General features: G+C 67.5%; 24 protein-coding genes and 1 tRNA gene. 15 read left to right on the forward strand and 10 right to left on the reverse strand.

All coding sequences use genetic code 11. The annotated features are described in order from the left end of the window. Positions 1-12: 12 nt before the first annotated feature. The gene (locus GRI40_RS08640; RefSeq protein ID WP_160611512.1) at positions 13-321 is read left to right on the forward strand and encodes a GNAT family N-acetyltransferase; all 309 of its coding nucleotides are present in this window, start codon (positions 13-15) and stop codon (positions 319-321) included. 7 nt (positions 322-328) lie between these two features. Here the strand turns inward: GRI40_RS08640 and GRI40_RS08645 are convergent, their stop codons facing one another. The 3 genes from GRI40_RS08645 to GRI40_RS08655 all read right to left on the reverse strand — a co-directional run bounded on the left by GRI40_RS08645 (position 329) and on the right by GRI40_RS08655 (position 2643). Continuing rightward, positions 329-1888, reverse strand: a complete 1560-nt coding sequence (locus GRI40_RS08645; RefSeq protein WP_337190529.1) for a PH domain-containing protein — start codon at positions 1886-1888, stop codon at positions 329-331. Continuing rightward, entirely contained in the window at positions 1885-2442 is a 558-nt protein-coding gene (locus tag GRI40_RS08650; protein ID WP_160610942.1) for a PH domain-containing protein, read from the reverse strand. Before GRI40_RS08650 ends, GRI40_RS08645 begins: the two co-directional genes overlap by 4 nt. A 126-nt stretch (positions 2443-2568) precedes the next feature. Next, positions 2569-2643 (reverse strand) — tRNA-Thr (locus GRI40_RS08655). A 109-nt stretch (positions 2644-2752) separates the two neighbouring features. Here GRI40_RS08655 and GRI40_RS13705 point away from each other — a divergent pair. The 9 genes from GRI40_RS13705 (at position 2753) to GRI40_RS08695 (ending at position 10557) form a co-directional block, all read left to right on the forward strand. Continuing rightward, positions 2753-2923 carry a hypothetical protein gene (locus tag GRI40_RS13705; RefSeq protein WP_202390172.1) on the forward strand — a complete coding sequence of 57 codons (171 nt, stop codon included), beginning with the start codon at positions 2753-2755 and terminating at the stop codon, positions 2921-2923. 39 nt (positions 2924-2962) lie between these two features. Further along, positions 2963-3661 carry a 2,3-diphosphoglycerate-dependent phosphoglycerate mutase gene (gpmA, locus tag GRI40_RS08660; RefSeq protein WP_160610943.1) on the forward strand — a complete coding sequence of 233 codons (699 nt, stop codon included), beginning with the start codon at positions 2963-2965 and terminating at the stop codon, positions 3659-3661. A 61-nt stretch (positions 3662-3722) separates the two neighbouring features. Beyond that, positions 3723-4181 carry a 5-(carboxyamino)imidazole ribonucleotide mutase gene (gene purE, locus GRI40_RS08665; protein WP_160611514.1) on the forward strand — a complete coding sequence of 153 codons (459 nt, stop codon included), beginning with the start codon at positions 3723-3725 and terminating at the stop codon, positions 4179-4181. Further along, complete coding sequence (locus GRI40_RS08670) at positions 4181-5236, forward strand: 5-(carboxyamino)imidazole ribonucleotide synthase (RefSeq protein WP_160610944.1); 1056 nt, start codon at positions 4181-4183, stop codon at positions 5234-5236. The genes purE and GRI40_RS08670 overlap by 1 nt, the downstream gene beginning before the upstream one ends. Further along, positions 5221-5706 (forward strand): dihydrofolate reductase, encoded by a 486-nt coding sequence (locus GRI40_RS08675; RefSeq protein ID WP_160610945.1) that lies wholly within the window; start codon positions 5221-5223, stop codon positions 5704-5706. Before GRI40_RS08670 ends, GRI40_RS08675 begins: the two co-directional genes overlap by 16 nt. After that, positions 5706-6632, forward strand: coding sequence for a bifunctional riboflavin kinase/FAD synthetase (locus GRI40_RS08680; protein ID WP_160610946.1), 927 nt, complete (start codon positions 5706-5708; stop codon positions 6630-6632). The genes GRI40_RS08675 and GRI40_RS08680 overlap by 1 nt, the downstream gene beginning before the upstream one ends. Positions 6633-6698: 66 nt before the next feature. Then, positions 6699-9620 (forward strand): isoleucine--tRNA ligase, encoded by a 2922-nt coding sequence (gene ileS, locus GRI40_RS08685; protein WP_160610947.1) that lies wholly within the window; start codon positions 6699-6701, stop codon positions 9618-9620. After that, a complete protein-coding gene (gene lspA, locus GRI40_RS08690; RefSeq protein ID WP_202390173.1) occupies positions 9617-10150 on the forward strand; it encodes a signal peptidase II in 534 nt (177 codons plus the stop codon). Before ileS ends, lspA begins: the two co-directional genes overlap by 4 nt. 5 nt (positions 10151-10155) lie before the next feature. Continuing rightward, the gene (locus tag GRI40_RS08695; RefSeq protein ID WP_160610948.1) at positions 10156-10557 is read left to right on the forward strand and encodes a DUF3035 domain-containing protein; all 402 of its coding nucleotides are present in this window, start codon (positions 10156-10158) and stop codon (positions 10555-10557) included. 185 nt (positions 10558-10742) lie between these two features. On the opposite strand, the gene GRI40_RS08700 is transcribed toward GRI40_RS08695, so the two are convergent. After that, the gene (locus tag GRI40_RS08700; RefSeq protein ID WP_160610949.1) at positions 10743-12035 is read right to left on the reverse strand and encodes a CNNM domain-containing protein; all 1293 of its coding nucleotides are present in this window, start codon (positions 12033-12035) and stop codon (positions 10743-10745) included. A gap of 157 nt (positions 12036-12192) precedes the next feature. Here GRI40_RS08700 and GRI40_RS08705 point away from each other — a divergent pair, with 157 nt between their 5' ends. Beyond that, positions 12193-12876, forward strand: coding sequence for a YiaD family glycine zipper/OmpA-like lipoprotein (locus tag GRI40_RS08705; protein WP_160610950.1), 684 nt, complete (start codon positions 12193-12195; stop codon positions 12874-12876). Positions 12877-12967: 91 nt separating this feature from the next. On the opposite strand, the gene GRI40_RS08710 is transcribed toward GRI40_RS08705, so the two are convergent. Next, the gene (locus GRI40_RS08710) at positions 12968-14122 is read right to left on the reverse strand and encodes a hypothetical protein (RefSeq protein WP_160610951.1); all 1155 of its coding nucleotides are present in this window, start codon (positions 14120-14122) and stop codon (positions 12968-12970) included. Positions 14123-14193: 71 nt separating this feature from the next. Then, positions 14194-14973, reverse strand: a complete 780-nt coding sequence (locus GRI40_RS08715) for a 3'(2'),5'-bisphosphate nucleotidase CysQ (protein ID WP_160610952.1) — start codon at positions 14971-14973, stop codon at positions 14194-14196. A gap of 118 nt (positions 14974-15091) precedes the next feature. Here GRI40_RS08715 and sucC point away from each other — a divergent pair, with 118 nt between their 5' ends. The 4 genes from sucC to GRI40_RS08735 all read left to right on the forward strand — a co-directional run bounded on the left by sucC (position 15092) and on the right by GRI40_RS08735 (position 19506). Further along, on the forward strand, positions 15092-16291 hold the full coding sequence (gene sucC / locus GRI40_RS08720; protein WP_160610953.1) for an ADP-forming succinate--CoA ligase subunit beta: 1200 nt from the start codon (positions 15092-15094) through the stop codon (positions 16289-16291). Between the two features lie 70 nt (positions 16292-16361). Next, complete coding sequence (locus GRI40_RS08725) at positions 16362-17108, forward strand: electron transfer flavoprotein subunit beta/FixA family protein (RefSeq protein WP_160610954.1); 747 nt, start codon at positions 16362-16364, stop codon at positions 17106-17108. Positions 17109-17186: 78 nt separating this feature from the next. Continuing rightward, positions 17187-18116 carry an electron transfer flavoprotein subunit alpha/FixB family protein gene (locus GRI40_RS08730; protein WP_160610955.1) on the forward strand — a complete coding sequence of 310 codons (930 nt, stop codon included), beginning with the start codon at positions 17187-17189 and terminating at the stop codon, positions 18114-18116. A gap of 28 nt (positions 18117-18144) precedes the next feature. Further along, positions 18145-19506 (forward strand): TIGR00341 family protein, encoded by a 1362-nt coding sequence (locus GRI40_RS08735; RefSeq protein WP_160610956.1) that lies wholly within the window; start codon positions 18145-18147, stop codon positions 19504-19506. Between the two features lie 7 nt (positions 19507-19513). Here GRI40_RS08735 and GRI40_RS08740 read toward each other — a convergent pair whose 3' ends face one another. The 4 genes from GRI40_RS08740 to GRI40_RS08755 are packed head-to-tail and all read right to left on the reverse strand — an operon-like array spanning position 19514 to position 25975. Beyond that, positions 19514-20065 carry a GNAT family N-acetyltransferase gene (locus tag GRI40_RS08740; protein WP_237489029.1) on the reverse strand — a complete coding sequence of 184 codons (552 nt, stop codon included), beginning with the start codon at positions 20063-20065 and terminating at the stop codon, positions 19514-19516. Continuing rightward, positions 20062-21312, reverse strand: a complete 1251-nt coding sequence (locus GRI40_RS08745) for a DUF445 domain-containing protein (protein WP_237489030.1) — start codon at positions 21310-21312, stop codon at positions 20062-20064. Before GRI40_RS08745 ends, GRI40_RS08740 begins: the two co-directional genes overlap by 4 nt. A 38-nt stretch (positions 21313-21350) precedes the next feature. Further along, positions 21351-24761 (reverse strand): efflux RND transporter permease subunit, encoded by a 3411-nt coding sequence (locus GRI40_RS08750; RefSeq protein WP_160610957.1) that lies wholly within the window; start codon positions 24759-24761, stop codon positions 21351-21353. 17 nt (positions 24762-24778) lie between these two features. Continuing rightward, on the reverse strand, positions 24779-25975 hold the full coding sequence (locus GRI40_RS08755) for an efflux RND transporter periplasmic adaptor subunit (RefSeq protein ID WP_160610958.1): 1197 nt from the start codon (positions 25973-25975) through the stop codon (positions 24779-24781). Positions 25976-26103 lie beyond the last annotated feature (128 nt).

Below are 26103 nucleotides of genomic sequence, written 5' to 3' on the forward strand. Positions count from 1 at the left end.
GACGTGGACACCATGACAATCGAGGGTATCGAGATCACGCACCAGGGCGACGAAGCGCGCGGGGAATACCGCGCCACCGTACCCGGCAGCAGAGCCGTGGGCCGGCTGACGTGGAAAGGCCGGGGCAACGCGCGGATCGCCGATCACACGCTGGTGCCGCCCGAAATCGGCGGGCGCGGCGTGGCGGCGGCGCTGGTGGACGCGCTGGTGGCGGATGCGCGGGCGGAAGGCTTCACGATCGTGCCGGCGTGCAGCTATGTCGATGCCCAGTTCCGCCGCCACCCGGAGTGGGCCGACCTGCTGGCCGAGACGCCGAGCTGAAACCCGCCTAGCTGACCTGCGAGAAGTCCAGCCCCGCGACGCTTTCGACAACCGCATCGCGAATCCGCTGCGCTTCTCCGGCGGGCAGTGCGTCGATCGCCATGGTGCCGCCGGCCAGACCCAGGTGGAGCGTGGCATAGCCGCCTCGCCGGCCGAGCGGACCCTGGCGGATCTCGACCGATTGCAGCTTCACCCGCTGGGCAACATCGATACGCGGGGCGAGCCAGCCGCGCCGCGTGAACACCTGCCGCGCATCCAGCGCATGGCGCGCGCGCCGCCAGGCCAGCGCCTGTCCTGCCGCAATGACCGGCACGGCCAGCAATGGCACGAGCGCAAGGCGCGGATCGGCGAAGATTGCCAGGGCAGCGGCGGCCAGGATTGGCACCGCTGCGCCCAGCACGGCCCTATCCACGAACGCGCGGCGCGCCGGCCGCTGCCAAAGGGTGCCGTCGCCCGGCAGCGCAAACCCCGCCGCCGCCGCGATCGGTGCCAGTTCTTCCATCTGCGCGAACGGCGCCACGACATGGCTGCCGGAACCGGCATCCTGCGCCAGGCTGACGAACTTCAGCCCGTGCCAGCCGAACCGGCGGCGCAGCCATCCGGTGCGCAGCTCCAGCGCCTGGACGCGGTGCGCGGGCATGACCATGTCGGTCGTGGTGAGGAGCCCGCGACGCCGGCGGAATCCCCTGGCCGTGCGCTCCAGCACGAACCCCCAGTCCCGCAGCGCGGTGCGCAGGATGCCGGTGGCGAAACCGACCACCGACAGGGCCGCCAGCGTCGCGAGCCCGATCACCACTTGCATCACCGGACCGAGCGCGGCGAGCCGGTCCACCGGAACCCCCAGCACACCCTGCCATTCGTCCCAGTCCCACACGTCGAACGGCAGCAGGAAATCGAATTGCTGCGCCAGGCCCGCGACCACCGCCACCGCGGCGAGCGAGAATTCGAACAGGCCAAAGGTAACGACGCGCGCCGGCTTCATGGCGAACAGGACGGCGCCGACCGGCTGCGCGTTCGCGTCCTCCGCCGTCGCGCCGGCGGCGGGCACGGCGGCATGATCGTCGCGCCGCTCGCGCACCAGTTCGCGCAGCGCCTCGCCCTCCGCAACCGGGAGGTAGGCGAGCGCGATCTCGTCGCTGCCGCCGGCCCCGGTCTCGAACCGAACCTGGGTCAGGCCCAGCAGGCGCGCCAGCAGCGGTTGCTCCAGGCTGACGTCCTGGATGCGCTCGTAAGGGACGGAGCGCGCCGCGCGCGAGACGACGCCCGTCTCCAGCCGGATATCCTCCGCGCCCACGGTATAGGTCGTTCGCCACCAGCGCAGCACCGCAACGCCCGCGCCGATCGCGATCGCCAGGATGGCGATACCGGCGACAAAGCCGATCCCGCTCAGTTCGGAACGCAGGCCGATGGCACCGGCGATGGCGGGCAGCACGGCCTTGCGCATGTCGGAAAGCGCGCCGACGACGATGCCGATGGGCGCGGTGCGGCGCGGCTGGGAAACGGTCGCCCCGCGGGTGGCCTCCCCGGGCGTGGCCCCGCCCGGCGTGTCAAAGGTTTCGGCGGTCACACCGTCTCGCGGCGGATGTGCGCGCGCATGGCTTCACGCATGGCGGCCGCGTCGCTTTCGGCAAGGCCGGGCAGCGCCACGCTGGCGTTGTGCGTGCCCGCCGTGTGCACCACCAGCGTGGCGAGGCCGAATGCGCGTTCGAGCGGCCCCTGCGTCACGTCGATATGCTGGATGCGCCCGAACGGCACCACCGTGTCGGACCGGAACAGCAGCCCGCGCACCACCCGCAGCCGATCGGCCCCCAGGCCAAAACCGCGCGCGGCGTGGCGCCGCAGGGGCACACGCAGGATCAGGAACGCGGCGGCCAGCAAAACCGGCACGATGAACACGCCGGTCGGCAGCAGCCCGGCCGTTTCGATCACCAGCGACGCGATGACCGCAGGCAATGTCCCGAGCGCGGTCTGGACACGGAGCAGGTTCACGTGATTCGGGTGGAGCGGCGTCAGCCCGTCCGCATCGTGGTCCACGGCCTGGCTCACGGCCTGGCCCACAGCCGGCACCGTGCTGCCCGCCGCATCCGACGAAAGACCCTGCTGCGCCGCGCCTGTTTCCATGGTGCCTTAGATGAATAACACGCCGCGCCGATGCAAGCGCATTCGCGCGTTGTGGGCGGTGCGGCGGGCGGAGGGGCGGGGCGACTGGCGTCCGCCGAATCGGTGCGGGAACCGGCTGGGGAAGAATGGTGCTGCTGGGGAGGATTGAACTCCCGGCCTCACCCTTACCAAGGGTGCGCTCTACCACTGAGCTACAGCAGCGTGCCAGTCGAGGCGGCGCGCCTTACAGGGCGGCCCTTCCTTGTCAAGCGCCGGTCTTGCCAGCGCCGGTCTTGTCAGCCGCGTCCCGGCAGGGCAATCGGTTGGGCCTATGACACAGGATGCCAAGTCGCCGCGCGAGGAGCGCCTGGCCGCCAGCTTGCGCGCCAACCTGCACCGGCGCAAGGCGCAGGCCCGCGCGATGGCCGCGGCCTCCGATGCCGGAGCGGACGCCGAGGCAGGCGGCGCGCCAAGCCTTCCCAAAGAAACGCCCCGCCGCTAGGGGCGGGCGCTCCCGATTTGCTGCAGGAGCCTGCCCGCTTTGTCCACGCCCCGCGCCACGCTGATCCTGGTCCGCCACGGCCAGAGCCAATGGAACCTGGAAAACCGCTTCACCGGATGGTGGGACGTTGACCTGACCGAACAGGGCGTGGCCGAGGCCACCGCCGCCGGCGCGCTGCTGGCGGACAAGGGCCTGCTGCCGGACGTGGCCTTCACTTCGCTGCAGACCCGCGCGATCAAGACCCTGCACCTGGCGCTGGAAGCGTGCGGGCGCCTGTGGATCCCGGAAACCAAGGACTGGCGCCTCAACGAACGGCACTATGGTGGGCTGACCGGGCTCGACAAGCAGCAGACGCGCGACCGCCACGGCGACGAACAGGTGCACATCTGGCGCCGCAGCTTCGACGTGCCGCCGCCGATGCTGGAGGCCGGCGGCGAATTCGACCTTGCCGCCGACCCCCGCTATGCCGGGATCGCGGTGCCGGGTGCGGAAAGCCTGAAGCTGACCATCGAGCGCGTGCTGCCCTATTACGAAAGCGATATCCTCCCCGTGCTGGCCGCGGGGAGGACGGTGATCGTCTCGGCGCACGGCAACAGCCTGCGCGCGCTGGTGAAGCACCTTTCGGCCATTTCCGACGAAGAGATTTCGGAACTGGAAATCCCCACCGGCCAGCCGATCGTGTTCGAATTCGGCGCGGACATGGCGCCCGGCCCCCGCTACTACCTCAAGGATCGCTGACGTGGCCGGCGCGGACGAGACGGTGGCGGCAACGGGCGAACGCGCCGACGTCGCGATCGTGATGGGCAGCCAGTCGGACTGGAGCACGATGCGCTGCGCCGCGGACGTGCTCGACGAACTGGGCGTCAGCTATTCGGCCCGCATCGTTTCGGCCCACCGCACGCCCGACCGGCTCTTCGCCTTCGGCAAGTCCGCGCATGCGGACGGGTTCAAGGTGGTGATCGCCGGCGCGGGCGGCGCGGCGCACCTTCCCGGCATGATCGCGGCGCTCACGCACCTGCCCGTGCTGGGCGTGCCGGTGAAATCAAAGGCGCTGAAGGGCCTCGATAGCCTGCTGTCCATCGTCCAGATGCCCGCCGGCGTGCCGACCGGGACCCTGGCCATCGGCGAGCCCGGCGCGACCAACGCCGGCCTCCTCGCCGCGGCCATCCTGGCGCTGTCCGACGCGGACCTGTCGCAGCGCCTCAAGGCGTGGCGCGCGGACCGCACCGGGTCCGTGGCCGAGGTGCCGGAGGGCTGATGCTCGCCATCGGGGGGACGATCGGCATCCTTGGCGGCGGCCAGCTCGGCCGGATGCTCGCCGTGGCCGCGGCGCAGCTCGGCTACCGCGTGCACATCTACACGCCGGAGCGTGACAGCGTGGCGGCGGAGGTTGCGGCGGAGGCGACGGTGGCGCCCTTCACCGACCCGCTCGCCCTCCACCGCTTCGCCGCGGCGTGCGACGTGCTGACCTTCGAGTTCGAGAACATCCCCACCGGGCAGCTCGCCTTCCTCGCCGACCGGATCGCGCCGAACCTGCGCGCGCTGGAAACCGCGCAGGACCGGCTGAAGGAGAAACGCTTCGCCGAACGGCTCGGCGGGCGGCCCGCCCCGTTCGCCAGCGTCGAATCCGTCGACGACCTCGCCCGCGCGATCGAGCGGGTGGGCACGCCCGGCATCCTCAAGACCGCGCGCGACGGGTACGACGGCAAGGGCCAGTGGCGCATTTCCTCTGTCCGCGATGCCGAGGCGATCCGCCTGCCGCAGGGCGCCTGCGTCTATGAAGGGCTGGTGCGGTTCGAAGCGGAATTTTCCGTCATCCTGGTGCGCGGCGCGGACGGCACGGTGGCGTTCTGGGACAGCGCGGAGAACCGGCACGAGGGCGGCATCCTGCGCCAGTCGGTCCTGCCGGCGGGCGCATCGGTCGCGGCCCAGGTCCCCGCCGCGCGCACGCTCGCCGCCCGCATCGCGGCGGAGCTCGGCTATGTCGGCGTGATGACCTGCGAATTCTTCGCCACGGCGGACGGGCCGGTGTTCAACGAAATGGCCCCGCGGGTCCACAATTCGGGGCACTGGACGATCGAAGGCGCGGCGACGAGCCAGTTCGAAAACCACATCCGCGCCGTCGCCGGGCTCCCCCTTGGCGACACCGCCACCCTCGCCCGCCGGATCGCGATGGACAACCTCATCGGCGACATCGGCCACGCGCCCGGCCTGCTCGCCGACCCGGCGGCGCACCTGCACCTCTACGGCAAGCGCGAGGCGCGCGAGGGGCGCAAGATGGGCCACGTGACGCGCCTGTGGTACACAGCGTAACCGCCATCCTCGCCCGCGCGCGCAACGGCACCGTCGGGCGCGACGGCGCGCTGCCCTGGCACATCCCGGCGGACCTCAAGCGGTTCAAGGCGCTGACGATGGGCCGCCCGATGATCATGGGCCGCAGGACGTTCGAGAGCCTGGGCCGGCTGCTCCCCGGCCGGCGACACATCGTGCTGACCCGCGATCCCGGCTGGCAGGCACCGGGCGCGGAGGTGGTCCATTCCGCACGCCAGGCCCTGGCGCGCGCGGGCGACGGCCCGGTCGCGGTGATCGGCGGCGCGGAGATCTATCGCCTGATGCTTCCCCACACCACCCGCATCGAGCTCACCGAAGTGCACGCCGACGTGCCCGGCGACACCACGGTGCCGCCCTTCGACCCCGAGTGGCGGGAGATCGCGCGCGAAGATCATGCGGCGGACGGGGCCGCGCCCGCGTTCTCCTTCGTGACGCTGGAACGCGCCGCCTGATGCGCTGGCTCGACCACCGGGAACCCGTGCCCGAAGCCCTGCGCGGGGCGATCCTGGCCCTGGGCAATTTCGACGGCTTCCACCTGGGCCACCAAGCCGTGACGGGGGAGGCGATACGCTGGGCGCGGGCGGAAGGCCGGCCGAGCATCGTCGCCACGTTCGATCCGCACCCCGTGCGCTACTTCAAGCCCGACGCCGCGCCGTTCCGGCTGACCACGCTGGAACAGCGGCACGCGCTCTACCTCGCCGCCGGTGCCACCGCGATGCTGGTGTTCCATTTCGACGGCGCGCTGGCCGGAACATCGGCGGAAGCATTCGTCGCGGACCTGTTGTGCCGGCGGATCGGCGCAGCGGGCGTCGTGACGGGGGAGGACTTCACCTTCGGCAAGGGGCGCAGCGGCAATCGCGCGTTGCTGGAAACGCTGGGCCGCGAGGTCGGCATCGCCACCCGCACCGTGCCGCCGGTGCTGGACCAGGGCGCGCCGGTTTCCTCCAGCCGGATACGGCGCGCGCTGCAGGATGGCGATTGCGAAACCGCCACGCGCCTGCTCACCCGCCCGTTCGCCATTCGCGGCGTGGTGCAGCACGGCGACAAGCTGGGCCGCAGCATCGGTTATCCCACCGCGAACCTCGCGCTCGAAAACTATCTCCGCCCGCGATACGGCATCTATGCCGTTACCGGACGCCTGCTGGCGAGCGGCGAGACGCTGAAGGGCGCCGCCAACCTGGGCGTGCGGCCGACGTTCGATCCGCCCAAGGAGCTGCTGGAGCCGCATTTCTTCGACTTCGCGGGCGATCTCTACGGGCAGGAGATCGAGGTTGCCTTCCACCATTTCCTGCGGCCCGAGGCGAAGTTCGCGTCGATCGATGCCCTGCAGGCGCAGATGGCCCGCGATTGCGACACGGCGCGGGCGCTGCTCGCATGATCCGCGCCGCCCCGGCGATGCAAAGCCTTTGCTACCCGCGTGGCGCTCGCTAAGGCCACCGGCGCCATGAGCGACGACCCCCAGCCCGCGCGCGATTACCGCGACACCGTGTTCCTGCCGAAAACCGACTTCCCGATGAAGGCGGGCCTTCCGCAGAAAGAGCCGGGCATCGCGGCGAAGTGGGAAGCCGACAAGCTGTACGAACAGCTGCGCAACGCGCGGCGGGGCCGGCCCAGCTTCATCTTCCATGACGGCCCGCCTTACGCGAACGGCGACATGCACGTGGGCCACGCGCTGAACCACACGATCAAGGACATGGTCTGCCGCACGCAGAACCTGATGGGCAGGAACGCGCCCTACGTCCCCGGGTGGGACTGCCACGGCCTGCCGATCGAATGGAAGGTCGAGGAACAATACCGCAAGGCGAAGCGCGACAAGGATTCGGTGCCGCTGCTCGAATTTCGCGCCGAATGTCGCGCCTACGCGCAGCACTGGGTCGACGTGCAGCGCGCGCAGCTGAAGCGGCTCGGCGTAATGGCGGACTGGGACAACCCCTACCTGACGATGCAGCCCGAGAGCGAGGCGACCATCGTCGAGGAACTGCTGAAGTTCGCGACAAGCGGCCAGCTCTATCGCGGGGCCAAGCCGGTGATGTGGTCCCCGGTCGAAAAGACCGCGCTCGCCGAGGCCGAGGTCGAGTACGAAGACGTGGTCTCGACCCAGATCGACGTGGCGTTCGAGATCACGGAAAGCCCGATCCCTGAGCTGGTCGGCGCGCACGCGGTGATCTGGACCACCACGCCATGGACGATCCCGGTGAACCAGGCGATCGCTTATGGGCCGGAGGAGGACTACTTCTTATTTGGATTGCTCGATGGCAGGAAACTCTTGATCGCCTTCGATCTCAAAAGTGAGCTCGAGCAGCGCATCGGCCAAAGCCTTCATTGGCTTAGCGCGGATGAGCCAGAAGACTTGGCAGCGACAGTAGGCAAAATGGTGGCAGCCCAGATTAAAGGCTCCCGCCTCGCCGGAACCGTCGCCCGCCACCCGATGCACCACCTCGGCGGGTTCTTCGCCGAGCCGCGACCGTTCCTGCCGGGCGAGTTCGTCACCACCGACACCGGCACCGGGCTGGTCCACATGGCGCCCGACCACGGCGAGGACGATTTCGAGCTGTGCAAGGCGCACGGGCTGAACCCGAAGTTCGCAGTGGAGGCCGACGGCAAGTACCGCGCCGACTGGGCCTGGCTCGGCGGGCAGGGCAGCGTCATCAACCCCAAGTTCAACGCGCCCGACGGGCCGATCTGTTCGGATTTGCGCGAAGCGGGCGCGCTGCTGGCGGCGAGCGCGGATTACAGGCACTCCTATCCCCACTCGTGGCGATCCAAGGCGAAAGTCATCTTCCGCGCCACGCCGCAGTGGTTCGTGCCGATGGACAAGGTGCTGACGCAGTTTTCCCCCAAGACGCGCGAGGAAAAGCGCTGGGAGAACGAAGGTGGCGCGATCGACCCCGTGGACGAGGATCTGTGCGCCGCGCCGACCCTGCGCGAGATCGCCCTCGCGGAAATCGAGCGTGTGAAGTTCATCCCCGAAAAGGGCCGCAACCGGATCGGATCGATGGTCGCCGGGCGGCCCGACTGGGTCCTTTCCCGCCAGCGCGCGTGGGGCGTGCCGATCACGCTGTTCATCAACCGCAAGACCGGCGAACACCTCGTCGACGAAGCGGTCAACGCGCGCATCGTCGCGGCTGTGCGCGAGCAGGGCATCGACGCCTGGACGCCCGACACCGCGCACCGCTTCCTTGGCGAGGCCTACGATCCCGCCGAGTGGGAACCGGCAACCGACATCCTCGACGTGTGGTTCGACAGCGGCACAAGCCACGCCTACGTGCTGGATAGCGGGCGCTGGCCCGACCTGTCGTGGCCGGCCGACATCTATGTAGAAGGCTCCGACCAGCACCGCGGCTGGTTCCAGTCCAGCCTGCTGGAAAGCTGCGCCACCCGCGGCCGCGCGCCGTACGACGCGATCCTCACCCACGGCTTCACGATGGATGCCAGGGGCATGAAAATGTCCAAGAGCCTCGGCAACACGGTCGATCCCAACAAGGTGATGGAAACCTACGGCGCGGACATCATCCGCCTGTGGGCCCTGTCGGTCGATTTCACCGAAGATCACCGCATCGGTGACGAAATCCTGAAGGGCGTCGCGGACCAGTATCGCAAACTGCGCAACACGTTCCGCTACCTGCTGGGCGCACTCGACGGCTTCGACGAGGGCGAGCGGCTGGCGGCGGCGGATATGCCGGAGCTGGAGCGCTACGTGCTCGCCCTGTTGGGCCAGGTGGACTCGGCGCTGCGCCAGGCGGCGGAGACTTACGATTTCAACACCTACGTCCGCACGCTGATCGACTTCTGCAACGAAGACCTGTCCGCGTTCTACTTCGATATCCGCAAGGATTCGCTCTATTGCGACGCGCCCGGCGACCCCAGGCGGCGCGCGTACCGCACCGTGCTCGACACGCTGTTCCACGCGCTGGTGCGCTGGGCCGCGCCGGTGCTGGTGTTCACGTCCGAAGAGGTGTGGGGCACCCGTTATCCCGGCGGCGGGAGCGTGCATCTGCTGGAATGGCCGGAGCTTCCGGGCCAGGACGCGCTCGCGCCCGGCGACGACGGTTACTTCGCACGCTGGCAGGGCCTCAGGAACCTTCGCGACCAGGTCAACGAAGCCATCGAGCCGCTGCGCCGTGACAAGATCGTCCGTTCCGGGCTGGAGGCGGAAGTGGAGGTGCCGGCTGACGCGGTGCCGGAAGGCTTTACCGATGACGCGCTCGCCGAACTGTTCATCACCGCGTCAGTCCACCGCGGGCAAGGCGACCGGGTGATCGCCGCCCGCACCTCTGACGCCAAGTGCGGCCGCTGCTGGCGGCTGCTGCCCGAGGTGCCCGAAGACGGCGCGCTGTGCACCCGCTGCCACACGGTGCTGTCATGACGCCGGTGCTGCGCAACCGCCTCATCGGCCTCGCCCTGGCGCTGGCGCTGTTCGTCGCGGACCAGGCCTACAAGGGGTATATCCTCCACGATCTCGGCATGCAGCTCGGCCAGTCGATCGAGCTGCTGCCGATCTTCAACTACACGCTGACGCACAACTACGGCGTGTCGCTGGGCATGTTCACCGCGACGTCCGATACCATGCGCTGGGGCCTCGTCGCCTTTACGGGGCTGATCGCGGTGGTGGTGACGGTGTGGCTGATGCGCGAACGCAAGCTGGCCGACATCGTGCCCCTGGCGCTCATCCTCGGCGGGGCGCTGGGGAACATCAAGGATCGCTACGACTACGGCTACGTCGTCGATTTCCTCGACCTTCATTTCGGCGAATTTCGCCCTTTCCTCATCTTCAACCTCGCCGATGCGGCCATCACCATCGGCGTGCTGATCATCCTTGCCCGATCGCTGCTTATCCGCGAAAAGGCACCCGACAGTCCGGCCGACACGGTTCCGGACCGGCAATTCGAGAGCTGACAGACATGCGCAAACTGGTTTTCATCGCCCTTGCCTGCACGGCACTTGCCGGCTGCGGGTCGAGCGGGCTCCTCAACCGCGAACGGCCGGACGAATTCGCCGTGCAGCGCCAGGCGCCGCTGGTCGTGCCGCCTGACTTCAGCCTCACCCCGCCCACCCCCGGCGCCCCGCGCCCGGCGGAAGGCACCGCGGCCGAACAGGCGCTCGACGTGCTGTTCGGCGGCCCGGCCCCGCGCAGCGCCGTGGAAACCAGCGCGCTCGACCGGGCGGGCACCCCTGCTCCGGGCATCCGTACCGCGGTCGGCGATCCGCAGACGAACACCGTCGCGAAAGGCCGCGTGACGCGCGACATCATCGCCGCCCCAGAAGGCGACGGGGCCGGCGCGCAGGCTGTCATCCCGGGCTGACGAATTCGGGGCCCGCGCCGGGCCCGGATTCTCCCATGAACGCGTGAATCGGGCGCGCGGCATGTCCCGACTACCACGCCGCGAAGCCGTGCGGGCGCAACGTGGCAAGGGGAGAACCCGTCACGGCGCATGTCGCGCCTGATAAGAATTCTCTTTGACACGCCGCGTGCACGGCGCGGGGCGCGTCAGAGGCAGATGGCGAGCAGCTTGTCGATCTTGCGCCCGTCCATGTCGACCACCTCGATCCGCCAGCCCTGGTCGACGAAGCTCTCGCCCTCGCTCGGCAATTTCTTGAGGCTCCACAACACGTAACCGGCCGCCGTCGCGAATTCGCGATCCTCCGGCAGGTCGATGCACAGTCGGTCGGCGAGCTGGTCCACCGGCAGCGCGCCCGAAATCAGCAACGACCCGTCGTCACGCTCCGTGATCGTCGGCGCCTCGCCAAGGTCTTGATCTGACGCGAAATTTCCGACGATGGCAGTGAGCAGGTCCACCGGGGTGACGATCCCTTCGAGGTGGCCATACTCATCGTGCACCATCGCCATCGCGACTTCGGCCTGTTGCAGTGTGCGCAACGCGTCCATCGCATCGAGTTGGTCGGGAATCACCTCCGGCTTGCGGATCAGCGAGGGCAAGTCGACCGCTTCCCCCGCCAACAGCACGCTGAGCACCTCGCGCACCTTGACCACGCCCACGACCCTGTCGGGCGACCCGTCGGCCACCGGCAGCAACGAGTGCGGACTGGCATCGATACGCGCCCGCAAGTCCACCTCGGGGCCCTGCAGGTCGAGCCAGTCGAGCTCGTTACGCGGGGTCATCAGTTCGCGCACCGGCCGCTCGGCGAGGCGCACGACGCCGGCCAGGATTTCGCTCTGCCCGTGCTCGATCACGCCGGAATGCGTCGCTTCGGAGAAGATCATGTGCAGTTCTTCCGCCGTAACGCTCGCCTGGCCGGCCGGGCGCACACCGAGCAAGCGGATGAGGAGCGACGACGAGGTATCGAGCAGCCAGACCACGGGCGCGGCCACCTTCGCGAGAAGCGCCATCGGCCGCGAGGCCACCAGGGCGATCGGCACCGCGGCGCGCAAGGCGATCTGCTTGGGCACCAGTTCGCCCACCACCAGGCTGGCATACGTAGTGACCGCGATCACCAGTGCGAAGCCGACCTGGGGCGCGTATTCGGCCGGCACGCCCAAGGCAGCGAGCCGCTCCCCCACCGGACCGCCGAGGCTCGCGCCGGAATAAGCGCCGTTGACGATGCCCACCAGCGTGATGCCGATCTGCACGGTGGAAAGGAACTTGCCCGGGTCCGCCGCAAGGGCCATCGCCGTCCGGGCCGCGCCGCTTCCCTTATCCGCGGCGGACTTCAGCCGCGAGGTCTTGGCAGAAACGATCGCCAGCTCGCTCATCGCGAACACGCCGTTGAGGACGATCAGTCCGGCAATAATGACCAGGTCGGTCCATGGAAAAGGTGTCACGCCGCTGCGCTAGCACAAAAGCGAAGGCGTGCCAGCGGGAACGGCGCGGGCGCCATGCCGTTTAGCGGTTCGAGGTGCGGGTCGGGCGCACCCGCCTCAGGGGCATGGCGCGTTTGCGCACATGCCAGCCTACAGGAAACAAAAAGGGGAACTGCCCATGACCATTTCGCGCAAGATCACTGCCGGCCTCGCCGTGCTTTCGCTGACCACCGTGACGGCCTGTGTGACCGATCCGAACACCGGGGAGCGCAAGATTTCGCGCACCGCCATCGGCGGCGTGCTGGGCGCAGGCGGTGGCGCGCTGCTCGGCGGACTGATCGGTGGGCGCACGGCCCGCATCGCCGGCGCTGTCGCCGGCGGCGCCCTTGGCGGCTATGCTGGCTACCGGATGGACCAGCAGATCAAGGAATTGCGCGACCAGACCGCCGGATCGGGCATCGATGTCAGTGAAACGGACGGCGGCCAGGCGATCCTCGTCAACCTGCCCGACGGCGTGACGTTCGCAACCGGCAGCTACACCGTCAACCCGGGCTTCCAGACCCTGCTCGATCGCGTGGCTGCCAGCCTGCAGCAATATCCGAACAGCTTGATCGACGTGTACGGCTACACCGACACAGTGGGCGCCGCGTCGTTCAACCAGCGCCTGTCCGAACAGCGCGCACAGGCGGTCACCAATCACCTGGTCAGCCGCGGCGTGAGTTCGGCGCGCATCCGCTGGATGGGCTTCGGCGAAACCAACCTGAAGGTGCCCACCGGCGACAATGTCAACGAACCGCTCAACCGCCGGGTCGAGATCAAGATCATCCCGATCAGCCAGCAGGAGGCCCAGGCGGCCAGATGAGCGGATACCGCACGCAGTCCTTCGGGTCATACTGAGGTCTGCGAATTTAGGGCCGGCAGCCACGAGCTGCCGGCCCTTTTTCTTGAAATACCTATTCGGCGAGCGCGCGAGAGACCCGGGTGGCGCGCCATGCGGTTGCCAGGTCGACAAGGGCACGGAACAACCTTGGCACGAAGGCCATCCCGCCCAGCAGCAGCTGGGTGACAATCAGGCCCCAATAGAAGTTGTCGTCACGGCCAGCCAGCATGAATCCAAGTCCGTAGCCGACCGACAACATCAGCACCGTCGCCCCGGCCACGCCCCTCATCGCCGCCCACCCCAGCAGCGATGCGGCGATCGCAAAGGCGCCGAACGCAGCCGGGAGCACATGCAGCGGGCTCGACAAGATCACGCTGCCCACCCAGCCCGCAGGGCCGCGGAGCGCGAGCCAGCCAGGTCCCACCGTATCGTCCGGCAGGACATAGCCAGAGACGATGTGAAGATGCCAGGCGAGGACGAGCGCGAAGCCGCTGACGACGATGCCCCAAGCGGCCGTTTCGTGCCAGTTCCGCCGATAGAGCGCCATCGCGGCCATCAGCATGACGAACGGCAATGCCAGCTCCCGAATCGCCAGCGCAAGCGCGCCGACCAGGACGGCGCCCAGCCATTGGTTCGGCCGATGAATGCCGACGGCGAACGCGATCAGAGCCCCGGCCCACAGTTCGTGCAATACGTGGTAATCGGGATTGAGGAGGAGCGCGGACCCGATCAAAACCAGCGCGGTTCCCGCCCTGCGCTCCGCCGGGCTCGCCCCTTCGGCGGCAAAGCGCCGCCACCATGCGGCAGCGATACCGATCAGAAGGACTATCGCTGCGGCCATCGTGCCCGTTGCCCCGAGAGCGGCCTGGAGCCACGCCAGCGTCGGAAGGCGGATCGCCACGCCCGGCTTCAGCGGGAAGGAGCGCGCACGTTGCTCGGTACTGGCGGCAACGTAGTAGTTTTCGCCCGCGCGGACCCGCTCGGCAATGCTACGATAGAGGCGCAGGTCAGCGCTTTGCGCAACTTGCGGGCTCGCGACAGGCGGTGGAGCCGAAATGGCAGAAGCGCTGCCGGGCGCCGGAGATGCGGTCGCACCCCAAAGAATGGCAATGACGGCGAAGAACGCCAGGCCAAGGGCGGTCCATCCCGCACCGGCCGATCTGATAGCCGGCACGCTCCCCCGCGCGCGCCCGGCGCCCGGCTTGGAATGGATCAAACGGTCGAACATCGCCCGCAGATGCCATGGTAAGGTGAATATCGTTATAAGACGCGGGCATTGCCCTTGCCTGAGGCTGGCACCTACCCAGCGATCGCTTTCGCCCGCCCGGCCAGTCGTGCGACCGCGGCCGCGTGAATCGCCGGCGCGCTTATCAGCAGGCCGAAGGCGCGCGGATCGCGTTTGTTATAGTTCAGCGGCTGGCCGAAGGCGTCGGTCACCGCCGCTCCTGCTTCGCGCGCGATCAGCGCGGCGGCGCCAATGTCCCATTCCCACCCCCAGCGCAGGGTGGCGAGCAGGTCGGCCTCGTCCGCCGCGACCATGGCCGCCCTCAGCGCAATCGAATTGGGCTTGGCCACTTTCGCAAGGTCGCGATCTTCCTTTGGAAGCGAATCCGCGGGCACCCGGGCACCTGCAAACTGCTGCCTGCGCGATGCGTGAAGCCTCCGCCCGTTGCGCCAGGCGCCCTGCCCCGCGATCGCGTACCAGAATTCATCCCGGGCCGGGGCCGCGAGGAAACCCATGAGCGGCCGCCGTTCGCTGATGAGGGCGACGGACACCGCCCACCCACTGCGCCCGCGGATAAAATCCCGCGTGCCGTCCACCGGGTCCACCAGCCAGATCAGCCCTTTGCCGAGTCGGGACGGATCGTCCGCCGTCTCCTCGCTGAGCCAACCCGCGGCAGGCAGAAGGCCGCCCAGCCGGCGCTTCAGGAATGCATCGACTTCGATGTCTGCGGCGCAGACCGGGTTCCCCGGGCTCTTTTCCCACGAGTCGAGCGCATGGCCGTTGCCGGGCCACATCGCGTGGGCAATTCGGCCCGCTTCACGGACGATAGCCTCCAGGCGGCCGGAATCGATCATCGCGCCTCGTCCATCCGCCCGGCATTGGCGGGCAGGCGCGGCCTTTTCAAGAGCATCGATCCATGCTTAGGCCCCAGCCGACTCCCCGCTTCGAATTGCCAGAGGACTGCACGCAGCCATGAACATCCACGAATACCAGGCGAAGGAACTGCTCGCGAAATTCGGCATCGCCGTACCGGCGGGCCATGCCGCATTGAGCGTGGACGAAGCCGTCGCGGCGGCGAAGCAGCTTCCGGGGCCACTTTACGTGGTGAAGGCGCAGATCCACGCGGGCGGCCGCGGCAAGGGCAAGTTCAAGGAACTGGGCGCCGAAGCCAAGGGCGGCGTACGCCTGGCCAAATCGGTCGAGGACGTCGAATCGAACGCCCGCGAAATGCTCGGCAACACCCTCGTCACGGTCCAGACGGGCGACGTGGGCAAGGAAGTGAACCGCCTTTACGTGACCGATGGCGTGGACATCGCCAAGGAATACTACCTGTCGCTGCTGGTGGACCGCGCGACCGGGCGCATCGCCTTCGTCGTCTCGACCGAAGGCGGCATGGACATCGAAGCGGTTGCCCACGACACGCCGGAAAAAATCACCACCTTCACCGTCGATCCGGCCGGCGGGTTCCAGCCGCACCACGGCCGCGCGGTGGCTTTCGCCCTCAAGCTGAAGGGCAGCCTCAACAAGCAGGCGCAGGTTCTGGCGAAGCAGCTCTACGACGCGTTCATCGCCACCGATTGCTCCATGCTCGAAATCAACCCGCTGGTCGAAACCGACGACGGCAAGCTGGTGGTGCTCGACGCGAAGATGAGCTTCGATTCGAACGCGCTTTACCGCCACCCAGATATCGAGGCGCTGCGCGACACCACCGAAGAAGACCCAGCGGAAGTCGAGGCGAGCGAGTACGACCTTGCGTACATCAAGCTGGACGGCAACATCGGCTGCATGGTCAACGGCGCGGGCCTGGCCATGGCGACCATGGACATCATCAAGCTGAACGGCGCTTTCCCGGCGAACTTCCTCGACGTAGGCGGCGGCGCGAGCCGCGAGAAGGTGACGGCCGCCTTCAAGATCATCCTCAAGGACCCGGCGGTCGAGGGCATCCTCGTCAACATCTTCGGCGGCATCATGAAGTGTGACGTGATCGCCGACGGCATCGTTGCCGCGGCGCGGGACGTGAACCTGCAGGTGCCGCTGGTGGTGCGCCTCGAGGGGACCAACGTCGAGCAAGGCAAGGCCATCCTCGACAACTCGGGCCTCGCGATCGTCAGCGCGGACGACTTGGGCGACGCCGCGCGCAAGATCGTGGCAGAGGTGAAGAAGGCAGCCTGACCACGTTGACGCTTACGTAAAGGTTATCTAGACGGCGCGGGGACTGCGCCGAAGCGAAGGAAACGATGCGATGAAGATCCTCGTCCCCGTCAAGCGGGTGATCGACTACAACGTCAAGCCGCGGGTCAAGGCCGACGGCAGCGGAGTCGACCTGGCCAACGTCAAGATGAGCATGAACCCGTTCGACGAGATCGCGGTGGAAGAAGCGCTGCGCCTCAAGGAGAAAGGTGCCGCGACCGAAGTGATCGTGGTCTCCATCGGCCCGGCCAAGGCGACCGAGACGCTGCGCACCGGCCTTGCCATGGGTGCCGACCGGGCCATCCACGTCTCGACCGACGACGAAGTGGAACCGCTGGCCGTCGCCAAGATCCTCAAGGCCATCGCCGAGGCGGAGCAGCCGGGCCTGGTAATCCTCGGCAAGCAGGCGATCGACGACGATTCGAACCAGACCGGCCAGATGCTCGCAGCGCTGATGGGTCGCCCTCAGGGCACCTTCGCAAACGAAGTCACTGTTGACGGCGACCAGGTGACCGTGAAGCGCGAGATCGACGGCGGGCTCGAAACGGTGAAGCTGTCGATGCCGGCTATCGTCACCACCGACTTGCGGCTGAACGAACCGCGCTACGCCAGCTTGCCCAATATCATGAAGGCAAAGTCAAAGCCGCTGGACACCAAGACCCCGGCAGACTTCGGCGTCGACACGACTCCGCGCCTCAAGACCATCAAGGTTTCCGAACCGCCCGTGCGCCAGGCCGGCATCAAGGTCGCGGATGTCGACGAACTGGTCGCGAAGATGAAGGCGCTGGGCATCGCCTAACGGTTTCACCCGCATCCGATGATCTCGCGCGCAGTCGACGCACGGTCAGGACGGGTCCTGGTTTGAAGGGAAGTTGAGATGAAAACGCTGGTTCTGGTCGAACACGACAACACCGCGGTGAAGGATGCCACGTTGAGCGCGGTGACCGCTGCCGGCAAACTGGGCGAAGTGCACCTGCTGGTTGCCGGCAAGGGCTGCGCCGCCGTGGCGGAGGCGGCCGCGAAAATCGCTGGCGTTGGCAAGGTCCACCTGGCTGACGACGCGGCTTATGAGCATCATCTGGCGGAAAACATCGCGCCCCTCGTCGCCGCGCTGATGGACTCGCACGACGCGTTCCTCGCGCCTGCGACCACCACGGGCAAGAACATCGCGCCGCGCGTAGCCGCGCTGCTCGACGTGATGCAGATCTCCGAGATCATCGGCATCGAAGGCGATCGCACCTTCGTGCGGCCGATCTACGCCGGCAACGCCATCGCGACCGTCGAATCGAGCGATCCCAAGCTGGTCATTACCGTCCGCGGAACCGGGTTCGACAAGGCCCCCGCCGAGGGCGGCAGCGGCACGGTCGAGGCAGTCTCCGGTCCCGGCGATGCCGGTCTTTCCACGTTCGAAGGTTCGGAGCTCGCCAAGAACGAACGGCCGGAACTCACCAGTGCCAAAGTGATCGTTTCCGGCGGCCGCGCGCTCAAGGACGGCGAAACCTTCCGCGAACTGATCCTGCCGCTTGCCGACAAGCTCAACGCCGGTGTCGGCGCCAGCCGCGCGGCGGTTGACGCGGGATATGTCCCCAATGACTACCAGGTTGGCCAGACGGGCAAGATCGTCGCACCGGAAGTGTATATCGCCATCGGCATCTCCGGCGCGATCCAGCACCTTGCCGGCATGAAGGATTCCAAGACCATCATCGCCATCAACAAGGACGAAGACGCGCCAATCTTCCAGGTCGCGGACATCGGGCTTGTTGGTGACCTGTTCAAGCTGGTGCCGGAGTTGACCGGAAAGCTGTAACGCCAGGCGGCAGGCCGGACTTCGCTGCATGACCGGCGCGCCTGCCTCACCGGACACATCCGCCGATGACGCCCCCGGCGCCGACACCGGCATGGGGCGCGGAGACGCGTTCAAGAAACCGGCGCGCAACCGCGATGGCAACCGCAAGGGTTATAGCCGCGCGGCCACGCTCGCCGCCATCGCCCGCGATGCGCGGCTATCGCGCGGCTACGTCCTGCAGGTCGTCCTTGCGACCGCGCTGGCGCAACTCGGCCTGCTGATGAATTCCCCGCCGGTCGTAATCGGCGCGATGTTGATCTCGCCGCTGCTCGGCCCGATCATGGGATTTGGCTTCTCCATCGCCGTGTTCGATGGCCGCCTGTTGCGGCGGTCGCTTCAGACCCTCGCGGCAGGCACGGTCATCGCGATCGCGGTCGGGGCCCTGCTGACGGCCTTCTCGCCGATGACCGACGCGACGCCCGCACTCCTGGCCCGCGTGCGGCCCAGCCTGCTCGACCTGCTTGTGGCGATATTCGGCGGGCTCGCCGGGGCGTATGCCATTCTCAAGCGATCGTCCGCCACGATCGTCGGGGTCGCCATCGCCACCGCGCTGATCCCTCCACTGGCCACCGTAGGGTGGGCACTGGTGACAGGCCGATACGGAAGCGCAGGTGGCGCGCTGCTTCTCTATATCACCAATACCGCGGCGATTGCAGCAATGGCCGCACTGGTCGCCCGGTTCAACGGCTTCGGGGCAGATCTCTCGCCCAGGCAGACGGGCATTCAGACAGTCGGCGTTATCGCGGCGCTGAGCGTCGTCGCGGTGCCGCTTGTCGTCAGCCTGTCAAACATCATTCGCGAGGCGCGCGCCAATTCCGTGCTGCGGCAGGACCTCGCAGATCACGCGGGCGATTCAGCGATCATCGACAGCTTCGCCATCGATTTCGGCGGTCAACGGCCGGAGGTCTCGACAGTGGTTATCTCTCCGTCGTTCATACCCGCGCTCGAGGAAAAATTAGCGCGCTCCGCGCGTGCGCGGCTGGGGCCGGGCGTACGCACGCGGGTCGTCCAGTTGCGCAGTGGAACTGCCGAGGCGGAGGACGCGCGCCGTACAGCGACGCGCGAAGCGGAACTTCACGCCGACTCCGTGCACGAAGGCCAGCAACTCCGCGCTGCGCTCGCAGCAGCCTATCGGCTGGATAGTGCAGCAATCCTGATCGATGTCGACCGGCGGCAGGCGCTCGTGCGCTTGGCGGCAACCCGGCCGGAAGACGCGTCCGCCGATGGCACGAGCGTCGACCTCGCGCCGCTGCGGGCCGCCTTTTCCGACTGGGAGATCACGCCGGCTTTGGTCCGGCCTGAACCGGAGCCTCAACCATCGCCCTCCCCCGCTCCCGTCGAGGGCGACTGACGCGCGGTTATGCGTTCGCCTCCACGGCGACAGACGAAACCGGGCGTGAGAACAGGCGAACCGGCTCGCCGCCCGGCAATTCCGCCGAACGCGTGGGCACGAAGCCGAGCTTGCCGGCCAGCGCGATCGAGGGCGCGTTCTGGGGTGCAATCATGCAGACCACCTCGCGCGGACCGTGCGCCGCGTCGAACCAGGCGAGTGCCGCGCGCATCGCTTCGTGAGCGAAACCGCGGCTGAAATGGCTTTCCGCGAGTATCCACCCTGCTTCCGGCTTGTCGTCAAAATCGTCGCCCACTCCGCGCCACGAATGGAACACCCCGCAGTTCCCCACGATCGCTGACCCGCCGATCTCGCGCACGATAAATCCGCCGTATCCATGGAGGAGCCAGCTTCCCGCGTTTCGCATAAACCGCAGGTTATGATCCGGCCGAGTGGATGGTGCGCCGAAATGGCGCCACACGGCCGGGGCCTGCATCAGTTCGAAGAGTTCCTGTTCGTCCGCAGCGCACGGCTGCCACAACTCCAGCCGCGCCGTCGTCAGCATGGGCGCATGGCTCAAAGAAGATGGCCCGCCGCGTGGATGGTCAGGCCTACAAGCCCCCCCACCAGCGTACCGTTCATGCGGATGAACTGCAGATCGCGGCCCACCGCGCTTTCGATTCTGTCAGTCACGGTACGTGCGTCCCATCGGCGAACCGTTTCGGAAACGAGCCGGACGATCTGTCCGCCATATCGGGTCGCGACGCCCACGGCCGTGCGGCGGGCGAAGCGGTTCAGCTGAACCTGCATCCGCGGGTCATCCCGCAGCACCCTGCCGAGTTCAGCCACGCTTGCGCCGAGCTGTCCGCCAAGGGCGCCCCCCGGTTCCCGCGCCGTCTTTATGAGGCTGGCGCGTATCCGCTCCCACACGCCGATCCACCATGTCGCAACGGCCGGATTGTCCAGCAGGTCGTTCTTTGCCCTTTCAACCTTCGCGCGCATTTCCGGATCGTGGACGAGATCGTGCGCCAGCGCGCTCAGGCCTTCGTCTAGCTTGCCGCGCAAAGGGTGCTCGGGATCGACCAGGACCTCGGCCAGCAGCTTGTAAAGGCCGTCGAGAACCGAGTTGGCGAGCCGTTCATCAAGGCCGGTCCAGCGCAGAAGGCCATTGGCCTTCTCGTGGATCATCGTACGGATCAGGTCCTCGTTGGCCTCGATCGTCAAGCCAGCCCAGCGAACAGCTGAATCGATCAACGGAAGATGGCGCTTGTCTGCGATCGCCGCGGAGAGCATCTGCCCCAGGAGGGGTGCCAGCTCGACGCGCGCGGCGAGCGATTTGAGGCCCCCGCGCACTTGCGTGCCGAGCCGTTCCGGATCGAGCGACTCCAGAAATTCCGCCAGCAGGGCACCGGCCCCGGCGCGCAGCCGTATCCCGGTGTCACCTTGCGCCGGCGCTGCCAGATAATCGCCCACCGCCTTGGCGAGGTTCATATCCTGCATGCGCCGCGCGACCACGGCCGGGGTGAGGAAATTGTCCTGAAGGAACGCGGCCATCGTATCGGCGATACGATCCTTGTTCTCGGGAATAATGGCGGTGTGCGGGATGGGCAGGCCCAGCGGCCGGCGGAACAAGGCGGTCACTGCGAACCAGTCGGCAAGGCCGCCCACCATCGCCGCCTCCGCGAAAGCGCGGACGTAGCCGACCGAGGGATGCACGCCGAGGTACTGGCTGGAAAGGACAAACACCCCAGCCATCGCGACCAGCAGACCCGTTGCGGTCCGGCGCATCGTGCGCGCACGATCGGGAACGGTCGCTGAAACCCCCATGCCGCGCCAACGGTCGACGGACGCTGGGGTTTCCCGCGTCACTCAGCCGGCAACGCGCCCGGGGCGCCGTAGCCGGGTTCTTCATCACCGGGTTTGTAAGTGAGAAAACGCGTTCGCAGCCACGGGCCGACGCGCTTCTCGAACCCATCGGCCAGGCTGAACCCGGCTGGGATCAGTACCAGGGTGAGCAGTGTCGAGAGCATGAGGCCGCCGATGACCACCATCCCCATGGGTGCGCGCCACGCCGCGTCGCCCGAAAGGGACAGCGCTGTCGGCACCATGCCCGCGGTCATTGCCACCGTCGTCATGACGATTGGCTGCGCCCGCTTGTGCCCGGCATCGATGATCGCCGCCTTCTTCGGGACACCTGCCGCCATCTCCTCTATGGCGAAATCGATCAGCAGGATCGAGTTCTTCGCGACGATGCCCAGCAGCATCAACAGGCCGATGTAGACCGGCATCGATATCGGTTCGCCGATGATGACGAGTGCCAGCAGGCCACCGAGCGGGGCAAGCAGCAGCGATGTCATGTTCACCAGCGGCGAAACGAAGCGCTTGTAGAGCAGCACCAACACGGCGAACACCAGCAGAACGCCGCTGAACACGGCAATGCCGAAGCTGGTGATCATCTCGGCTTGCCACTTGTCCTCGCCCACCGGCGCGTTCGACACGCCTTGCGGAAGGTTCTGCATGATCGGCAGTTTCTGGATCGCTTCCATGGCGGGGCCCTTCACGACCCCTTCGCCGAGATCGGCACCCACGAACACGCGGCGCTGCTGGTCGTAGCGCTGAATCTGGGTGGGGCCCGCGCCGAAGCGGATTTCGGCAACCCGCGAAAGCGGCACCGATCCGCCCGAAGCCGTGGGAACCGGCAGGTTCTCGATCGTGCTGAGGTCGCGCCGATCCGACCGGGCGAGCTTGACCCGGATCGGAACCTGGCGGTCGGACAACGAGAACTTGGCCGCGTTCTGGTCAATTTCGCCCAGGGTTGCGATGCGGATCGTCTGGCTGAGCGCGGCCGTGGTAACGCCGAGCTGCGCGGCGAGGTCGAGCCGCGGCACGATCACCAGCTCCGGCCTCTGGAGGTCGGCTGCAATGCGCGGGGCCTGGACCCCAGGGACGGTGCGCATCTGTTCGACAAGGGTTTGTGCCGTGCGCTCAAGGAGCGCCGAATCGCTGCCCGACAGCATGACCGAGATATCGCGGCCCGATCCACCGGGGCCACCGCCGCCGCCGGACTGGAAATTGACCCGCGCGTCGGCAATCTGCTGGATTTCCGGGGCGAGGCGGCGCTCGAACTCCGTGCTGGTCGCTTCCCGCTCGTCCGCTGGAACAAGGGCCACGAACAGCGTCGCTGCGCCTTCGCGCACGCTCTGCATGACGCGGACGACTTCGGGTTGGCGTTCGAGGATCGCCGTCACCCTCTTGGAAACGGCTTCAGTCTGCTCCAGCGTCGTACCCGGCACCATCTCCAGCGAAACGCGGCTGGTGTCCTGGTTCTCGTTCGGCTGGAACTGCTGCGGGAGAGTCGCAAGCAGGCCGAACGTCACCACCAGTGCGTACACGCCCAGCATGAACGCGAAGAACCTGTGATCGCGCATGCGGGCGCCGAACCGATCCGCCAGCGAGCGGTACCACGCGCCGAACTGGCCCATGGCACCCACCAGGGCACGCAGCAGATTGCCCGCCAGCCAGGCGGCGCCGAACGCTATGAACGGCGCAATGAGCACGGCGAGGATCGTCGGAATGACCGCCGACATGGCCTGGCCTGCCAAGACGCCGGCGGCGATACCGGCCGCGAGAATAACCAGGATCGGCAGAATCGCCGCCAGCCCGTACCAGCCCTTCGCCGGATGGCGCACGATCTGCGAGCGCAACGCCTGGCTGCGGCGACTGTCGAGCGTCCAGGTGAGGACCTTCATGTAGAGGTCCATCGCCTTGCCTTCGCCGTGTTCCGCCTGGCCATGCGCCTTGAGGAAATAGGCGGCGATCATCGGGGTGATCATTCGCGCCACCGCGAGGCTCATCAGCACTGCGACCACCACGGTGAGACCGAACGCCTTGAAGAACTGGCCCGGGATGCCCGGCATGAGGCCAACCGGCAGGAAGACCGCGACGATGGAGAACGTCGTCGCGACGACCGCGAGGCCGATTTCGTCAGCCGCATCGATCGAGGCCTGATAGGCGGATTTGCCCATCCGCATGTGGCGCACGATGTTCTCGATTTCCACGATCGCGTCGTCAACCAGCACCCCCGCCACCAGGCTCAGCGCGAGCAGCGAGAGGAAATTGAGCGTGAAGCCCATGAGGTCCATGAACCAGAACGTGGGAATGGCCGACAGGGGGATCGCGATCGCGCTGATCAGCGTCGCCCGCCAGTCGCGCAGGAACAGGAACACCACCACGATCGCCAGGACAGCGCCTTCGACCAGCGCCTCCATCGACGAAGAATACTGGCCCTTGGTGTAATTCACCTCGGTATACAGCCGGGTGAAATGGACGCCCGGGTTCTCGGCCTGGATTGCCTCCAGCTCCTCCATTGCAGCGTCGTAAACAGTGACGTCTGACGCCCCGCGCGCGCGTTCGAAGCCGAACGTCACGACCTCGCGGCCACGCAGCGTCGCCGTGCGGGTCTTTTCGGAATAACCGTCCGTGACTTCGGCCACGTCGCCGAGGCGGATCGTCCGCCCTGCACCAAGATTGATCCGCGTTTCCGCCAGTTCGTAGGCGGATTCCGCGTTGCCCAGCACGCGTACCGACTGTCGCGAGCCGGCAATTTCCGCCTGACCGCCGGCGGCATCGGTGTTGATCTGGCGCAGGGCGTTGTTGATGTCGCGCGCCGTGACGCCCAGCGACTGCATACGCGCCGGGTCCAGCACGACGGAGATTTCCCGGTCGACGCCGCCCGCGCGGCTGACCGCGGCCATGCCTTCGATCGACAGCAGGCGCTTGGCCACCGTATCGTCGATGAACCAGCTCAGCTGCTCCATTGTCATGTCGTCGGCATTGACGGCGAAATAGGCGAGGCTGCCGCCGCCACCGGCCTCCACCTTGAAGACGCGCGGCTCGAGGATGCCGTCGGGGAGGTCGCTCCGAATCTGGTCGACCGCGTTCTTCATCTCGTTGACGGCTTCGTTGATGTCAGTGCCGATGGAAAATTCCACCATCGTCTGCGAATTGCCTTCGGACGCAGTGGAGGAAATCGTCTCGACCCCGCTGATCGACCGCGCCGCCGCCTCGACCTTCTGCGTGATCTGGGTCTCGATCTCCGTCGGCGCCGCGCCGGGCTGCGACACGGAGACGATGACCATGGGGAATTCGATGTCGGGCATCTGGTTCACGTCCATGCGAATGAACGAGATGATGCCGGCAATGCACAGGCCGATGAACAGCACGATCGGAATGACCGGGTTGCGGATCGACCATGCCGAAATGTTACGGAGGTTCATACGTGGTTCCCGGCGCCTTACCTGGCGCGCTGCGGCTTGACCTTGTCCCCATCGGCAAGGAACCCACCGGCACGCAGGACAACCTGCTCGCTCCCGGTCAGCCCTTCGAGGATGGTGACGCCGCGCGCGGTGACCGCGCCCGTTTTCACAGGGGTGCGGCGCACGCGATCGTCATTGCCGACGACATAGACGAACCGGCCGTCGTCATCGTTCTGGATCGCCGATTCCGGCAGCAGCGGAGCAACGACGGTGCCGCTGCTCAGCGTCGCGGACGCGAAACCACCCGGCCTGAGCTCGGGCGCGTAGGACAAGGCGATGCGCGCCTCGCCCTGGCGGTTTTGCTGGTCGATGGTGGGGCTGATCTGCCAGACTTGCCCCGTGAAGCTTTTCTCGCTGGAAACAGGCGTCACGGTGGCGCTCGAGCCGACCGCGATCTTGGCGAGGTTCTCTTCGCTCAGCAGCGCGCGCAATTCCATCTCGCCGCCCTGGGCGATGGTGAAGAGCGGCGTGCCCCCGGCACCGACGGTCTGCCCCGGCTCGACCGAACGGGTCAGCACGAGGCCCGAGGCCGGCGCGTAGATATTCAGCCGGGCCGTCCGCGCCTGGAGTTCGCCGACGGTGGCGCGGGCCACGGCAACTCGCGCGCGAGCCGCATCGCGCGTGGCGGTCAGCCGGTCGACATCGGCCTTCGAAATAAAACCGCGATCGACAAGCTTGAGCGCGCGGTCGAGGTTGGATTGGGCGAGGTTGAGATCTGCCTGTGCAACGCCGATCTGGGCGCGCGCACCTTCGATCTGCTGGACCTGCACCGACCGGTCGATGGTAACGAGGACCTGGCCCTGACGTACCCAGTCACCCTCGTCCGCGGAGACGGAGATCACCCGACCGCCTTCGCCAACCGAGCCGACCGGCAGCTCGCGGCGGGCGAACAGCGTTCCGGTCGCCTCGATCGTGCCAGCAACGGTGGCGCGGCCGGGCGCCGTCACGCTGACAATCGGCACCTGGCCCGCTTCGGGCGGCGCGAAAGGATCGGCTTCTTCGCCGCCGCTCATGAAAAAGAACGCGGCCACCAGGATGATCGCGGCGGCGATCGCGCCGATCGCCCAACGGCGCCGGTTCGGCGACCGCGATTCGCCGGGCACGCCCGTAAGGTCGCCACCGTCGGCAGAATAAGGGGCGGCAGCGTCTGCTGCGACCGTCGTCTCGTAATTCATCTGTCCAGTGCCCTTGCGACCGGCGCATGTGTATTGCACGCCTAAGTCACCGCGCGCAAGCACGGCGTGGCTGCCATAGACCCGTGTCCTCTCCGTAGCAATCGCGGGCTCGATGGGCGCCCGTTGCA

Origin of the sequence: Tsuneonella aeria, assembly GCF_009827495.1 — a bacterium.
GTDB classification, from domain to species: domain Bacteria; phylum Pseudomonadota; class Alphaproteobacteria; order Sphingomonadales; family Sphingomonadaceae; genus Tsuneonella; species Tsuneonella aeria.